We start from the raw sequence: 15,400 nt of genomic DNA, 5'->3' as shown, positions 1-15,400 counted from the left end.
CGGGCCGCCGGCCCCGGACGCGGGCCGCTCCGCACCGTACCCACGACATCCCCCAGCGGGGTGTACGCGGCACGGGCGGGCGGCGCAATACGGTGAATCCACCCCGCCGCATCTCGCACCCGTAGGAGCACTGGACATGTCCAGCGAGTTCTTCATTCCGGACCCGGAGGGTCACGTTCCCAACGCCGAGGGCTACTTCGGCGACTTCGGCGGCAAGTTCATCCCGGAGGCGCTCGTCGCCGCCGTGGACGAGGTCGCCGTCGAGTACGAGAAGGCCAAGGGCGACCCGGCCTTCGCGGCCGAGCTGAACGACCTCATGGTCAACTACACCGGCCGTCCGAGCTCCCTCACCGAGGTGCCCCGCTTCGCCGAGCACGCCGGCGGCGCGCGGATCTTCCTCAAGCGCGAGGACCTGAACCACACCGGCTCACACAAGATCAACAACGTGCTGGGCCAGGCACTGCTCACCAAGCGCATGGGCAAGACCCGCGTCATCGCCGAGACCGGCGCCGGCCAGCACGGCGTGGCCACCGCCACCGCCTGCGCGCTCTTCGGCCTCGACTGCACCATCTACATGGGTGAGGTCGACACCCAGCGCCAGGCCCTCAACGTGGCCCGCATGCGCATGCTGGGCGCCGAGGTCATCGCCGTGAAGTCCGGCTCCCGGACGCTCAAGGACGCGATCAACGAGGCGTTCCGCGACTGGGTCGCCAACGTGGACCGCACCCACTACCTCTTCGGTACGGTCGCCGGCCCGCACCCCTTCCCGGCCATGGTCCGCGACTTCCACCGGGTCATCGGGGTCGAAGCCCGCCGCCAGATCCTGGAGCGCGCGGGCCGGCTCCCGGACGCCGTCGCGGCCTGCGTCGGCGGCGGCTCCAACGCCATCGGCCTCTTCCACGCCTTCATCCCGGACACCGGCGTCCGCCTGGTCGGCTTCGAGCCCGCCGGACACGGCGTCGAGACCGGAGAGCACGCGGCCACGCTCACCGCCGGCGAGCCCGGCATCCTGCACGGCTCCCGCTCCTACGTCCTGCAGGACGAGGAGGGCCAGATCACCGAGCCGTACTCCATCTCGGCCGGCCTGGACTACCCGGGCATCGGCCCGGAGCACTCCTACCTCAAGGACTCCGGCCGCGGCGAGTACCGCGCCGTCACCGACGACGCGGCGATGCAGGCCCTGCGCCTGCTCTCGCGCACCGAGGGGATCATCCCGGCGATCGAGTCGGCGCACGCCCTCGCGGGCGCCCTGGACCTGGGCCGCGAGCTGGGCGAGGACGGCCTGATCGTCGTCAACCTGTCCGGTCGCGGCGACAAGGACATGGACACGGCCGCCCGCTACTTCGGCCTGTACGACACCGACGGTGAAGTCGCCGCCGACGAGTTCTCCGAGGGGGACGACAAGTGAGCTCCACACACGGGCGCGGCAACATCGACCTGCTGAGCGCCACCCTGGCCAAGGCGAAGTCCGAGGACCGCGCGGCCCTCGTCGCCTACCTCCCCGCGGGCTTCCCGACCGTCGACGGCGGCATCGAGGCGGCGAAGGCCGTCCTCGCCGGAGGCGCGGACGTCGTCGAGATCGGCCTGCCCCACAGCGACCCGGTCCTCGACGGGCCGGTCATCCAGACCGCCGACGACATCGCCCTGCGCGGCGGCGTCAAGATCGCCGACGTGCTCCGCACCGTCCGCGAGGCCCACGAGGCGACCGGCGCCCCGATCCTGGTGATGACCTACTGGAACCCCATCGACCGCTACGGCGTCGAGCGGTTCACGGCCGAGCTGGCGGCCGCGGGCGGCGCCGGCTGCATCCTGCCCGACCTGCCGGTGCAGGAGTCCGCGCTGTGGCGCGAGCACGCGGACAAGCACGGCCTGGCGACCGTCTTCGTCGTGGCCCCCAGCAGCAAGGACGCGCGCCTGGCCACCATCACGGCGGCCGGCTCCGGTTTCGTCTACGCCGCCTCCCTCATGGGAGTCACCGGCACCCGCGAGTCCGTCGGCAACCAGGCCCAGGACCTGGTCCGGCGCACCCGCGCCACCACCGAGCTCCCGGTCTGCGTCGGCCTCGGCGTCTCCAACGCCGTCCAGGCCAAGGAGGTCGCGGGCTTCGCCGACGGCGTCATCGTCGGCTCGGCCTTCGTGAAGCTGCTCCTGGACGCACCGGACCTGCCGGCCGGGCTGGACGCCGTACGGGCGCTCGCAGGCGAGCTCGCGGACGGCGTACGCCGGAGCTGACGCGCGTTCGAGCACGGCCACGGATGTCTGATCGCGTTCTGTAGCCCGATCGGGTGGAAGTGCGGGCAGGGAGGCACGCGAGTGCCTCCCTGCCTCGTTTGGCGGAGCGTGAGCGAGAAGAACGACGGTGCGAACCGCGATGCGACGAAACGATCAGCCCGGGAACGACTCCTCGTGGAGCGCGAGCGGCAGAAGACCCGGGACAAGCGCCGGCGGACCCTCGTCGTGGCGGCGGCGGTGGTCGGCGTCCTCGGCCTGGCGACCGTCGTCGGCGTGATCGCGGCCAACACGGACGACGGCGGTTCGGCCAAGGCCGGCCCGGTGGTCGCCCCCTCCGGGGCCACCGGAAAGGACGCCCTCGCCATCCAGGCGGGCAAGCCCGAGGCGAAGTCCTCCCTCACCGTGTGGGAGGACTTCCGCTGTCCCTCCTGCAAGTTCTTCGAGGACAACTACCGCGACGTCATCCACGACCTGGAGGCCAAGGGGCTGCTCAAGGTCGACTACCACCTGGTCACGCTCATCGACCGGAGGATGGGCGGCAGCGGCTCGCTGAAGGCGGCCAACGCGGCCGCCTGCGCGCAGGACGCCGGCAAGTTCACCGAATACCACGACCTCCTCTTCCAGAACCAGCCGCAGGAGATCGACGACGCCTTCGGCAAGAACGCCAAGCTGCTGGAGCTGGCGGGCAAGGTCGACGGGCTGGACACCCCCGAGTTCCGTTCGTGCGTCGAGGACGGCACGCACAACAGCTGGGTGGCCAAGTCGGACGCGGCCTTCACCAACGGCGGGTTCCGGGGCACCCCGACCGTGCTGCTGAACGGCAAGGACATCCTCTCCGACCAGGCCAACCAGGTGACCCCGCAGAAGCTGAAGGAGCAGGTGGAGGCCGCGGCCAAGGGCTCGGGAGGCGCGGACGCGGGAGCCGAGGGCGGGAAGGCCTCACCGTCGACGAGCTCCACCCCCGGATCCGGGACCAAGGCCGGAGCGAAGGCCTCGCCGTCGGCCTCGCGCACGGGATCGGGCGGATCGTCCGGCGGGTCGTCGAGCCGGTCCACCGGCGGGTCCACCGGCGGGTCCTCCACCGGGTCCCCGGACAACTGACCGAGGCCCGTTCCAGGTCTGGATTTGGTTTCGTCTTGCCGGGCGGGTTGCGGTTCGCACCGCCCGGCAAGGTAGCGTCATGTCTGCCATGGACCTTGCTTACATCCCCAGTCCGTCGACCGGCGTGATCCATCTCGGACCGATCCCGCTCCGCGGCTACGCGTTCTGCATCATCATCGGCGTCTTCGTCGCCGTCTGGCTCGGCAACAGGCGATGGATCGCGCGCGGCGGAAAGCCGGGCACGGTCGCGGACATCGCCGTGTGGGCCGTGCCCTTCGGGCTGGTCGGTGGTCGCCTCTACCACGTGATCACCGACTACCAGCTCTACTTCGGCGAAGGCCGCGACTGGGTCGACGCCTTCAAGATCTGGGAGGGCGGACTCGGCATCTGGGGCGCCATCGCGCTCGGCGCGGTGGGTGCCTGGATCGGCTGCCGCCTGCGCGGGATCCCGCTGCCGGCCTGGGCGGACGCCCTGGCCCCGGGCATCGCGCTCGCCCAGGCCTGCGGACGCTGGGGCAACTGGTTCAACCAGGAGCTGTACGGCCGGCCCACCGACCTGCCGTGGGCGGTGGAGATCACCGCGGGCCCGAACCGGGACGCCGGGACCTACCACCCGACCTTCCTGTACGAGTCGCTGTGGTGCATCGGTGTCGCGCTGCTGGTCATCTGGGCCGACCGCCGCTTCAAGCTCGGCCACGGGCGGGCCTTCGCCCTGTACGTCGCCGCGTACTGCGTCGGCCGCGGCTGGATCGAGTACATGCGTGTCGACGAGGCGCACCACATCCTGGGCGTCCGGCTGAACGTCTGGACCTCGATCGTCGTCTTCGTCCTGGCGGTCGTCTACCTGGTGCTGTCGGCGAAGCTGCGGCCGGGCCGGGAGTCGGTCGTCGAGCCGGACCGCGAGGGCTCCGACGGCAAGGACGGTGACGAAGCGGCTCCGGCCGACGCCGACGCCACCGCCGAGGCGAAGCCCGAGCCGGCCGAGGCCAAGACGCCGGTCCTCACGAAGGACGCGCCCGCCGAGGCCGAGGCCCCGGAGGCCGGCAAGCGCTGACCGCAACGGTCCATGAGGGGGCGCCGCGAGCTCGCGGCGCCCCTTCGCGTTTCCCCACGCCCCGACGCCAGAACGGCCGGCTGCCGCCCCGAATCCAGCCCCGCCGGCGTTTGAGGCGCGGGGTCCGGGGCGGAGCCCCGGGACACGGCGCCGCGGGGAATCTCGGCGGGCGCCGCGCGGGGTCCGGGCGGAGCCCAGGAGGCGGCGTCCCGGTGGGTCATGGCGCGGGGTCCGGGGCGGCAGCCCCGGGCGGGGTCAGCGGGCGGCCATCCGCGCGGCGAGCGCCAGGGTGCGGTGCGCCGCGGCCACCACAGCCGGATCCACGAACCGGCCGTCGGGCAGGGCCAGCGCGCCCGGCGTCGCGCGGGCCGCGCTCAGCACCTCCACGGCGGCGTCGACCTCCTCGTCCGCCGGGAGATAGGCCCGCTCGATCACCGGGAGCTGGCGCGGATGGATCGCCGCCCGGCCGAGGAACCCCAGGGAGCGGCCACGGGCGCACGAGACGGCCAGCGACTCCAGGTCCCGGATGTCGGGGAACACCGACTGCGCCGGGGGAGTCAGCCCCGCGGCCCGGGCCGCGACCACCACCCGGGCGCGGCACCAGTCCAGGCCCGTCTCCGCGCTGACGGCCAGATCGGCCCGCAGGTCCGCCTCGCCGAGGGAGAGCCCGCGCAGGGCGGGGTGCGCGCGGGCGATCTCGTACGCGCGCTCCACGCCCACGGCCGATTCGAGCAGGGCGTGCAGGTTCACCCCGCCGGTGCGTTCGGCGACGGCCGTGATCTGCCCCGGGGCGCTGATCTTCGGCAGCCGCAGCCCCGCGAGGCCGTGCAGCCCGCCGAGCGCGGTGAGGTCGGCGCCGCCCCAGGGGGAGTCCAGGGCGTTGACGCGGACGTGGACGGGGAGCGGGGGCCGGTCGGACAGCAGATCGGCGGTCGCGGCGCGGGCGTACTCCTTCCGCGAGGCCGGTACCGCGTCCTCCAGGTCGACGATGACGGCGTCGGCCCCGCAGCCGAGGGCCTTGGCGACCACCTCCGGGCGGTCCCCGGGCGCGTACAGCCAGGTCAGGATCACAGGGCTCCCTCGGTCCGCAGTGCGGTGATCTCGGCTTCGGTCAGCCCGAGCTCGGTCAGGACCTCGTCGGTGTCCGCCCCGTGCGGGCGGCCCGCCCAGCGGATCCCGCCCGGGGTCCCGGAGAGCCGGAAGAGGACGTTCTGCATGCGGAGCGGTCCGAGCTCCGGGTCCTCGACCTCCGTGACCGTGTCGAGGGCCGCGAACTGCGGGTCGGCCATCACGTCCCGGACGTCGTAGACCTGGGCGACGGCCGCCTCGGCGTCCTCGAACGCGGCGACCACCTCCTCGGCCTTGTGCCGGGCGATCCAGCCGCCGACCGCGTCGTCCAGGACGTCCGCGTGCCGGGCCCGCCCCGCGCCGGTCGCGAACCAGGGCTCGGAGATCAGGTCGGGCCGGCCGACCAGCCGCACCACCCGCTCGGCGATGGACTGCGCGGAGGCGGAGACCGCCAGCCAGCGCCCGTCGGCACTGCGGTAGGTGTTGCGGGGGGCGTTGTTCATGGAGCGGTTGCCGGTGCGCGGCTGGACGTAGCCGAGCTGGTCGTACCAGAGCGGGTGCGGTCCGAGCACCGTGAGGATCGGCTCGACGATCGCCAGGTCCACGACCTGGCCGTGGCCGGTACGGTCGCGGCCGGCGAGGGCGGTCATCACGGCGTACGCGCAGGTCAGCGCCGCGATCGAGTCGGCGAGCCCGAAGGGGGGCAGGGTCGGCGGCCCTTCCGGCTCCCCGGTGATCGCGGCAAAACCGCTCATCGCCTCGGCGAGCGTGCCGAAGCCCGGGCGGTGGGCGTACGGGCCGTGCTGGCCGAAGGCCGTGACGCGCGCCAGGACCAGGCGCGGGTTGGCGGCGGACAGTTCGGGCCAGCCCAGCCCCCACTTCTCCAGGGTGCCGGGGCGGAAGTTCTCGACGACCACGTCCGCGGTGGTGGCGAGGCGCAGCAGGGTGTCCCGGCCGCCCGGCGTGGACAGATCGAGGGTCATCGTCCGCTTGTTCCGGCCGAGGAGCTTCCACCACAGGCCGATGCCGTCCTTGGCGGGGCCGTGGCCGCGCGAGGGGTCGGGCCGGCCGGGGTGCTCGACCTTGACGACCTCGGCGCCGAAGTCACCGAGCAGGGTGGCGGTCAGCGGCCCGGCGAAGAGGGTGGCCAGGTCGAGCACGCGGAGCCCCGCCAGGGGCCCGCCGGGAGCCGTGGCTTCGGCGGGGCCGGGTGCGCGCCGGGGCGTCTCCTCGGGCGCCGAACGGAGCCCGGGGCCGGGGGGTTCGGCGGCGGTGCGTTCGGCGCCCTGCGGGGATCGCCCCGGCACGCTCCCGGCCCCGGCGGGGATCACGAGGCGGCTCCGGCCGCGAAGGAGTCCGTTTCGGCGCGGGTCGGCATCGAGTCCTGGGCTCCCGGGCGCTGCACGGAGAGGGCGGCCGCCGCGGAGGCCCAGCGCAGGGCCTCGGGCATCGGCCGGCCCTCGCCCAGGGCCACCGCGAGGGCGCCGACGAAGGTGTCCCCGGCGGCGGTCGTGTCCATGGCCCGCACCCGGAACGCGGGCACGGCCAGCGGCTCTCTGCCGCGGGCCGCGTAGAGGACCCCGGCCGCGCCCAGGGTGATGACCACCTCGGGCACGCTGGTGAGCAGGGCCTCGGCGGCCTGCCCGGGGTCGGTCAGGCCGGTCAGGGTGGCCGCCTCGTGCTCGTTGGGTACCAGGAGGTCGGTGGCGGCGAGGAGTTCGGCGGGCAGGGCCTGGGCGGGGGCCGGGGTGAGTACCGTACGGACGCCGTGCGCGCGGGCGGTGCGGGCCCCGGCGAGGACCGCTGTCAGGGGCAGTTCGAGCTGGAGCAGGAGGGAGCAGGCGGCGGCGATCCGGGCCTCGTCCCCCGCCTCCAGAGCGGTGACGGCGGCGTTCGCGCCGGGAATGACGACGATGCTGTTGCCGCCCTCGTCGTCCACCGTGATGTGTGCGGTGCCGCTGGCGCCCTCGACGGTACGCAGGGCCGCCGTGTCGACCCGGGCCGCGGTGAGCGCGGAGCGCAGCCGTACGCCGAACTCGTCGGCCCCGACCGCGCCGATCATCACCACCTCCCCGCCGGAGCGGGCGGCGGCGACGGCCTGGTTGGCGCCCTTGCCGCCGGGGACGGTGCGGAAGGCCCGGCCGGTGACGGTCTCCCCGAGGCGGGGGGCCTTGGGGACGTAGGCGACGAGGTCCATGTTCGTACTGCCGAGCACGGCGATGGCCGTCATGAGCGTGCTGCCTCCTGTGCGGTGAGGTGGGCGAGGGTGTCGAAGCCGATGCCGTCGAAGCCGGGGACGGTGGTGGAGAGGCGGTTCTTGAGGGGCGCGGTCCAGCGGTGCGGGACGGCGTCCGGGGAGCCGGCGAGCAGCCCGGCGAGGGCGCCGGCGGTGGCCCCGTTGGAGTCGGTGTCCCAGCCGCCGGACACGGCACGGCAGACGGAGCGGGTGAAGTCCCCGTCGGCGTGGGTCAGGGCGGCGGCGATCAGCGCGGTGTTGGGGACGGCGTGGACCCAGTGGTAGTGCCCGTAGCGGGCGTGCAGCCGGTCGACGACGACGTCGAAGTCCGCTTCCTGGCCGGCCGCCCGGATCCCGAAGCGCACGGCCTCGGCGAGGCGCGAGCGGGGCGGTACGAAGGCCAGCCCCGTCCGGAGCGCGGTGTGGACGTCGGAGCGGCCGGTGGCGGCGGTGGCGGTGGCGGCCGCGACGAGGAGGGCGGCGTAGACGCCGTTGCCGGTGTGGGTCAGGGCGGCGTCACGGTAGGCCTGGGCCGCGGCGGCGGCCGGATCGCCCGGATTGGTCCAGCCGTGGACGTCGGCGCGGATCAGGGCGCCGATCCACTCGCGGAAGGGGTTGTGGTGGGTGGCGGTGGCGGGGGGCTCCAGGCCGAGGAGGAGGTTGCGGTAGGCGACGCGCTCGGCGGTGAAGGTCCGCCCGGCCGGCAGCTCGTCGAGCCAGAGGCGGGCCACGTCGGCGGTGGTGAAGCCCTTGCCGTGGCGCTGGAGCAGGAGCAGCCCGAGGAGGGGGTAGTTGAGGTCGTCGTCCTCGGGCATGCCGTCGATGTTCTCGGCGAGGGAGGTGGGGGCGGAGCGGCGGTTCCACGGGTACGCGGCCAGCACCTCCGGCGGTACGCCGCGTTCGGTGAACCAGTCGCGCAGCGGCCAGTTGCCCGCGGCGCGCGCCAGGGCCCGGATCCCCTCCAGGGGCAGCTTCTCGACGGGCTTGCCGAGCAGACAGCCGACGGCCCGCCCGAGCCAGGCGGCTTCCAGCCGGGTCCGCAGGGCAGCCTCCGGTTCGGTTCGCGGTGCGGCCTGGGGTGCGGTTCGCGGTGCGGCCTGCGGATCGGCCCGTGGGGCGGTCTCCGGAGCGGTTCGCGGTGCGGCCTCGGGCCCCGTCCGTGGGTGGGGCCGCTGCGCGGCGGGCGGTGCTCCCGCCGCGCGGGGTGGGATGCGTTCGCCGTTCGTGGGCGCCGGCTCCGGGCGGAGCCGGACGCGGGAGGGGTCCACGAGCCGTGGCCGCTCCGACGCGGGGGTGGGGGCGGTGCTCCGTGGACCTGGGCCTTCCGCCGGGTCCGGCGGGCCGGTGTGCCCGCGGCCGACGTCCGGTCCCGGTCCGGCGGGCCGGACGTCCGGGCCGGGGTGCGGCCGGGCCGTCGCCGGCACGGCACTCGGCTCCGGGGTCGTGGCGTCGCCCGGGTGCGCGGCGGTGCGGCCGGCCGGCCGCGGGTCCCGTGCCGGCCCGTCGGGGTCCGGGCCGGACCGGGGTGCGTCGGTCCGGGACCCGGCCCGGCCGGGGTCGGGGGACGGCCCGCCGGCGTCCGGTAGCGGGCCGGTTTCCCGGGCCGCGGTGATGTCCGGCCAGGACCGGGGCTCGTCGGTGGGGAAGGGGGGCGGGAGCCGTGCCAGGTCGTCGAGGAGGCGGGTGGCCAGCGCGCGCAGTTCCGGTGGGGCCGGGGTGGGGGAGGCGCCGGCGCGGTCGGGGGCGGGGTGGCCGCCCGCCGCGAGCCAGACGCGGAGGGCGGCGGCCGGGTCCCGGCCGTCCTCCGCGGCCTGGCGCAGCTCGTGCCCGACCAGGTCCTCGGGCTGGGCCCAGGTCAGCCGCACGGCCCCGCCCCTTGGGCCGCCCTCCGGGCTGTGCTCTGGGGTGGACCCCGGGCCGTGCTGCTCTGGGGCGGATCCCGGGCCGTTTTCCGGGGTGGATACCGGGCCGGGCGCTGGGCGGTGCTCCGGGGTGGACCTCGGCCCGTGCTGCTCTGGGGCGGATCCCGGGCCGTGTTCCGGGGCGGATCCCGGGCCGTGCTCCGGGGCCGGGCCGTGTGCCGGGGCCGATGGCGGGTCGGGCAGGGGGCGGGTCCTGGTGGCCGGGGTCGGTGTGTCGTGGGAACCCGGCGGGCGTGCGGGAGCGGCCGGGGCGGGCCCGGCGCCGCCCGTCACCGGTCGGCCGCGATCGCGGTGAAGGCCGACTCGTGGGACCGGCGGCGGGAGCGGTCGAGGGCGAAGATCTCCCGGGCCACCGCGGCCAGCGCCTCGGCCGGGGCGTGCAGGTCGAGGCGGCTGGCCTCGGCGACCTGCTTGGCCCAGGCGGCCGGGACCACGGCCTCGCCGCCCAGGGCTCCGGCGATCGCCCCCGCCATCGTGGCGATGGAGTCGCAGTCGCGGCCGTAGTTGACCGCGCCGAGCACCGCGGTCTCGTACCGTCCGTCCGCGACGAGCAGCATCCCCAGCGCGACCGGGAGTTCCTCGATGGAGTGAAGGCGGGACGGGCGACGGGCGTCCAGCGAGGGCGCCCGGTAGTCCGGGCCGACCGAGTCGTACGGGGCCACCGCCGCCCGCAGCGGGGCCAGCGCCGACTCGAAGTCCCGGTGGCCGGCGGCCACTTCGCGGACCGCCGCGATCGCGTCGCGCGTACCGTCCTTGGCCAGGGACAGGGCCGTGTCCACCACCGAGGCGGCGCTCGCCCCCGGCACGCAGGCGGCCGCCACGGCCGCCGCGAACACGCCCGCCGCCTCGCGTCCGTACGAGGACTGGTGCGCCCCGGCGACGTCCAGCGCCTCCGCGTACGCGCCCGCCGGATTGCCCGCGTTGGCGATGCCCACCGGCGCCATGTACATCGCCGCGCCGCAGTTGACGATGTTGCCGCTGCCGGCCTCGCGCGGGTCGGCGTGCGCGTAGTGCAGCCGGGTCACCATCCACTTCTCGGCGAGGAAGATCCGCTGGAGCGGGAGGGCTTCGGCTTCCAGTTCCGGGATCCAGCGGGGCGTGGTCATCAGGTCGGGGACCAGGTGCTCGGCGACCGCGTAGGCGTCGAGGTGGTTCCGTACGGCCTCGTAGACCCGTACCAGCGCGTGCGTCATCAGGGTGTCGTCCGTGACGTGTCCGTCGCCCTTGTGGTACGGGGCGATGGGGCGGGCCGTGCGCCAGTCCTCGTGCCAGGGGCCGACGATGCCGTGCACGCGGCCTCCGTGCCGTTCCACGATCTGGTCCGGGGTCCAGCCCTCCACCGGGCCGCCGAGCGCGTCGCCGACGGCGGCTCCGACGAGAGCGCCGCGGGCCCGGTCCTCCAACGTGAGCGTCATGTCCGAATCATCCCTTGGGTGAGGTGAGTTCCGTGGCCGCGAGGAGCGCGGCGAGTTCCACGAGATCGGTGCCGGCGAGGCGGGGGAGGGCGCAGCCGGAGAGGGTGCGGCAGGCCTCGCGCCAGGCGGCGGGGACCGAGTCGCCGCCGCCGAGCGCGCCGGTCAGCGCGCCGGCCAGGGCGGGGGCGGAGTCCGCGACGCGGGACAGGCAGGCGGCGGCCGGGACGGCCTCGGTCATCCTGCCGCGGGCGGCGGTGGCGAGGGCGAGGGCCACGGGGACGGTCTCGGCGGCGGCGATCCCGTAGCTGTAGACGTGGTCGACGATCTCGTGTTCGAGGGTGGGGACGATGGCGAAGGCGCCGCCGTCCTTGTGGGTGCGGGCGAGGCGGACGGCGTGCCGGGCGTTGCGGCCGATCTCGGTCGCCTCGGGGAGCTGGGCGAGGGCGGCGTCCACGGCGGCGTCGACGGTGTCGACGGTGTCGTCGGCACTGGTGGCGCTCAAGGCGGTGGCGATGGCGGCGGCCATGGCGCGGGCGCCGTGCACCCCGTCGCCGTCCTGGGTGTAGCGGGCGTCGAACTCGGCGAGGTCGGCTGCGGCGCGTGCGTCGCCGGGGTGCACGACGGCGAGGACGCAGGCGCGGACGCAGGCGGCGTCGTCGAAGTAGTGCGGGTTGTCGTGGCCGGTGGCGGGCGGGCGCAGGCCGGTGGCGAGGTTGCCGAGACCGGCGCGTACGGAGATCCGGGCGCGGAGGGGGAGGACGGCGGACTCGACCTCGGGCGCGCGTTCCGCGGCCGCGGCGACTTCGGAGGCGAGGGCGTTCCAGGCGAGGTCGATGGCGGCGCGCATCCGCCGGGACCTGCTGAGGTCGCTGAGCAGGACACCGGCGGCGGTGAGTACGGACTCCGCGGCGAAAGCGGCCCATTCGGCGTCGTCGGAGGGGCCGAGGCGGAGCGGTTCGGGGGGCTGGTTGAGGGCGATGGGGACGGGGAGGGTGGTCGTGGCGTTCTGCTCGGCGAAGGTGTCGAGCTCGCGGGTCAGACGGCGGGTCCACTCGGGCATCCGGCTGGCGCGGTGGCGTGCGGCGGGCCACCCGGCCGCGTCGCCTGCGGCGAGCCCGAGGAGCAGCCCCTCGATGGGCCGGGCCGGGCCCCCTGCGGTGGCCCCTGCGGGGAGCTCGGCGGGACGCTCCCTGGCCCGACTCCGGATCCCGGCCCCGGACGCCGTCCCGACCGCGGTCGTGCCGAGGGCTCGCGCGAGGGCGGTACCGGTCGTGCCGGCGTCATGCTGCCCGACCTGGACCAGGGTCCCGGCCCGCGCCCCGGGAGTGCCGGCTCCGGCCACGGTCCCGGAAACCGGCTCGGCACCGGTCGTGCCGGCAGTGGGCTGCCCGACCCGGACCGCCGTTCCGGCCTCCGCCCCGGGGGCGCCGGCTCCGGTCGAGGCCATGGTTCCGGTCCCGGTCCCGAGCGTGCCCGGGGCGTGCTGCCCGGTGCGGAGCACGATTCGGGATCCCGCCGTGGGAACGGGCGTGAAGGCGCTTCCCGCCTCATCTCCCTCCCCACCGGAGGGTGGTGCCGGTGCCGTCCGCGGGGGCGTCCAGGCCGGGGCGAATCTGCCCGGGGCCACGTGCCCCGGATCCGGCGCCGCCGACCCCGGGGGCAGGCCCCCGTACCGCCGCTCCGCCGGGGCCGGACCCGGCCCCATGGCCGGATGCGCCGCGGGCAGCGTGTGGGCCGGTGCCTCGGGCCGGTCCCGACCGTCCGGAGGCGGGTCTACGGGCGCCGGGGCGGCCGGGAGCGGAGCCGTGGCCATGGCCGGACCCGAGGGCCCTCGCTCCGCCGGCGCCGACGGCAGCACCGGGAGCGCGCGCGGTGAAGCCGCGGCCGGTGGCAGGCCCCCGGACCTCCGCTCGGCCCGGCCCCCCGTCGGCAGGCCCCAGGACCCCCGCTCCGCCGGGGCCGTCGGCAGGGCTACGGGTCCCCGCTCCGCCGGGGCCGGGGCCGTCGGCAGGGGCTCGGGGCCTTGACCCGACGGGGTCACCGGGGCCCGGCCCGTGCTCGGGGCCGGGTCGGTCGGGGGTGGCGCCGGCGTCCGGTCGTCCGGGGAAGGGGTCATCGGGCGGCCTCGTATTCCGGGGTGAGGAGGTCCGCGACGTCCAGGACGTGGTAGCCCCGCATCGAGGGGAGGCAGCTGCCGCGGACCGGGCCGATGACCGAGGACCAGGCGGCCGGGATCGCCGCGGCGCCCGACAGCGCTCCGGCCAGGGCGCCCGCCACCGCCGCGGTGGTGTCGGCGTCGCGGCCCATGTTCACGGCGGTGAGGACGGAGGACGGGAAGTCGCCCCGGCAGGCGGCGAAGGCTCCGAAGGCCAGGCCCACCGCTTCCGGGGCCAGGTCGGTCCACGGGTAGCCGCCGATGACCACCGCCGAGCGCACCGCCCGTTCGCCGCGCGGGGCGGCGGTGACCGCCCGGCGCAGGGAGCGGGCCGTCCACGAGTCGGACGGGATGACGGACAGCGCGGCCGAGATCACCGACGCGGGCGAGCCGCCGGCCATGGCCGCGGCCACCCCCGCCGCGACCGCCTGGCCGCCGTAGATGCCCTCGCCGTCGTGGCTGACCGAGCCGTCGATGGCGACGAGCCGGGCCGCTTCCGCGGGCCGGCCCGCGGCGAAGACGCCGAACGGCGCGGCCCGCATGGCCAGCCCGTCCGACCACGCGTGCCGGTGCTGGGCGGAGATGGGCGCCGCCAGGCCCCGGCGGAGGTTCTCCAGGGTGCCGCGCTCCGAGAACCCGGCGCCCCGGAACGGGCCCTCGTCGAGGTCGGCGATCCAGTGGTGCCAGGCGCGCTCCACATGGCAGACGGTGAGCGCCGAGCCGTGACGGGCCAGCAGCAGCCCGGAGAAGATCGCGTACTCGGTGTCGTCCGTGCCCGCCGGGTCCTCCGACACGAAACCCTCGATGCGGCCCCACTTGGCCCGGATCTCCGACGGCTTCATGTTCTCGGCGGGGGCGCCCAGCGCGTCGCCCACGGCGAGTCCGAGAAGAGCGCCCCTGGCCCGTTCGAGGAGGACCTGCGGATTGCATGCAATCAGCTTCACCGGCTCCATGGCGCGCCTCTCCCACATCGGATGGGGCCCATCATGAGCCCTTGGGGGATTTGTGCCATGGCATGTGGTTTGTCGCCTGCCGCGAAACACCCCGCGAACACCCCCGTCACCCGGTCGCCGACCCGCAAAAGCCCAGGTAAGTACGGCCTTCCTTGCTGGCGGGGGACAGAAATCGTGCGTAGTTTCGAGGTGTCCAGGGGGAGTGAGGCGCGTCGTGGCGTCCGTTGGCACATTTGGGGAGATTTCACGCATGTCCATCATCGACATCGAAGCACCACTGCACACCGCCCACCGTGACAACCACACCCACCGTGATGTCAACGGAGGATGGCTGCGGCCGGCCGTCTTCGGTGCCATGGACGGGCTCGTCTCCAACCTCGCCCTGATGACCGGTGTGGCCGGCGGCGCCGTCGCCCCGCAGACCGTCGTCATCACCGGGCTGGCGGGTCTCGCGGCCGGCGCCTTCTCGATGGCGGCCGGCGAATACACCTCCGTCGCCTCGCAGCGCGAACTGGTGCTCGCCGAACTGGACGTGGAGCGGCAGCAGTTGCTGGGGCACCCGATCGACGAGATGGAGGAGCTCGCCGAGCTCTACGTCTCCCGTGGCGTCGAGCCGCAGCTCGCCCGCGAGGTCGCCATGCAGCTGTCGCGCGATCCGGAGCAGGCGCTGGAGATCCACGCCCGCGAGGAGCTCGGGATCGACCCCGACGACCTGCCCTCGCCGATGGTCGCCGCGGTCTCGTCGTTCGGTTCCTTCGCGCTGGGCGCGCTGCTCCCTGTACTGCCGTACCTGCTCGGTGCCACCGTCCTGTGGCCCGCGGTGCTGCTCGCGCTGGCCGGGCTCTTCGCCTGCGGTGCGGTCGTCTCCAGGGTCACCGCCCGGTCCTGGTGGTACAGCGGCGTACGCCAGCTGGCCCTGGGTGGCGCGGCCGCGGGTGTGACGTACGTCCTGGGAACCTGGATCGGCGGAGCCATAGGCTGACCGCCGCCGGAGTGAGACACTATGCAGTACGCAACATAAGTAGTCCGTTACCCGGCGGTTTCGAATCCGAGTCCGCCGGGAATCACACCAGGGCTCCGGGCAACGATGCCCGCCCTGCACCGGGACCTCCGCCTCGCGCGATACCTCCGTAGAGCGCCGCGAAAGTCCCCTCTTTCTGCCTCGTGCAGTCCGCATGCTGGAATGACGTATCCGCTTCTCGGGATTGTCGTCATCATGTAATCTGCACGAAATTTCGCAGAGGGCCAACGTCGTCCCTCGGCT

The 15,400-nt window shown here is 75.0% G+C and carries 11 protein-coding genes and 1 pseudogene; 5 read left to right on the top strand and 7 right to left on the bottom strand.

The window, feature by feature from the left end; translation table 11 throughout:
- The first annotated feature begins 136 nt into the window (after positions 1-136).
- The 4 genes and pseudogenes from trpB to lgt all read left to right on the top strand — a co-directional run bounded on the left by trpB (position 137) and on the right by lgt (position 4,387).
- Positions 137-1,408, top strand: a complete 1,272-nt coding sequence (trpB, locus tag DEJ51_RS08420) for a tryptophan synthase subunit beta (RefSeq protein ID WP_150257034.1) — start codon at positions 137-139, stop codon at positions 1,406-1,408.
- Positions 1,405-2,232, top strand: coding sequence for a tryptophan synthase subunit alpha (gene trpA, locus DEJ51_RS08415; protein WP_150257033.1), 828 nt, complete (start codon positions 1,405-1,407; stop codon positions 2,230-2,232). Before trpB ends, trpA begins: the two co-directional genes overlap by 4 nt.
- Positions 2,233-2,340: 108 nt before the next feature.
- Positions 2,341-3,132 (top strand): annotated as a pseudogene (locus tag DEJ51_RS08410) (DsbA family protein); the annotation flags it as partial.
- 289 nt (positions 3,133-3,421) lie between these two features.
- A complete protein-coding gene (gene lgt / locus DEJ51_RS08405; RefSeq protein WP_150261767.1) occupies positions 3,422-4,387 on the top strand; it encodes a prolipoprotein diacylglyceryl transferase in 966 nt (321 codons plus the stop codon).
- A gap of 255 nt (positions 4,388-4,642) precedes the next feature.
- Here the strand turns inward: lgt and DEJ51_RS08400 are convergent, their stop codons facing one another.
- From DEJ51_RS08400 to DEJ51_RS08370, 7 genes are all read right to left on the bottom strand, one after another.
- Positions 4,643-5,458 (bottom strand): HpcH/HpaI aldolase/citrate lyase family protein, encoded by an 816-nt coding sequence (locus DEJ51_RS08400; protein WP_150257031.1) that lies wholly within the window; start codon positions 5,456-5,458, stop codon positions 4,643-4,645.
- Positions 5,455-6,630, bottom strand: a complete 1,176-nt coding sequence (locus DEJ51_RS08395; protein WP_150261766.1) for a CaiB/BaiF CoA transferase family protein — start codon at positions 6,628-6,630, stop codon at positions 5,455-5,457. Before DEJ51_RS08395 ends, DEJ51_RS08400 begins: the two co-directional genes overlap by 4 nt.
- 152 nt (positions 6,631-6,782) lie before the next feature.
- Positions 6,783-7,685, bottom strand: coding sequence for a ribokinase (gene rbsK, locus DEJ51_RS08390; RefSeq protein ID WP_150257030.1), 903 nt, complete (start codon positions 7,683-7,685; stop codon positions 6,783-6,785).
- A complete protein-coding gene (locus tag DEJ51_RS08385; protein ID WP_411757388.1) occupies positions 7,682-9,115 on the bottom strand; it encodes an ADP-ribosylglycohydrolase family protein in 1,434 nt (477 codons plus the stop codon). The genes rbsK and DEJ51_RS08385 overlap by 4 nt, the downstream gene beginning before the upstream one ends.
- Before the next feature lie 767 nt (positions 9,116-9,882).
- Entirely contained in the window at positions 9,883-11,028 is a 1,146-nt protein-coding gene (locus tag DEJ51_RS08380; RefSeq protein WP_150257028.1) for an ADP-ribosylglycohydrolase family protein, read from the bottom strand.
- Positions 11,029-11,035: 7 nt separating this feature from the next.
- Positions 11,036-12,529: an ADP-ribosylglycohydrolase family protein gene (locus DEJ51_RS08375; protein ID WP_223835712.1), complete on the bottom strand. Its 1,494-nt coding sequence runs from the start codon at positions 12,527-12,529 to the stop codon at positions 11,036-11,038.
- Between the two features lie 611 nt (positions 12,530-13,140).
- The gene (locus tag DEJ51_RS08370; protein ID WP_150257027.1) at positions 13,141-14,136 is read right to left on the bottom strand and encodes an ADP-ribosylglycohydrolase family protein; all 996 of its coding nucleotides are present in this window, start codon (positions 14,134-14,136) and stop codon (positions 13,141-13,143) included.
- Positions 14,137-14,386: 250 nt separating this feature from the next.
- Here DEJ51_RS08370 and DEJ51_RS08365 point away from each other — a divergent pair, with 250 nt between their 5' ends.
- Entirely contained in the window at positions 14,387-15,118 is a 732-nt protein-coding gene (locus DEJ51_RS08365; RefSeq protein WP_150257026.1) for a VIT1/CCC1 transporter family protein, read from the top strand.
- The last annotated feature ends 282 nt before the right edge of the window (positions 15,119-15,400 follow it).

Origin of the sequence: Streptomyces venezuelae, assembly GCF_008642275.1 — a bacterium.
In the GTDB taxonomy this organism is placed as follows: Bacteria; Actinomycetota; Actinomycetes; order Streptomycetales; family Streptomycetaceae; genus Streptomyces; species Streptomyces venezuelae_E.
Note: the sequence above shows the minus strand (reverse complement) of the source record. Positions and strands in the feature narration are given on the sequence as shown.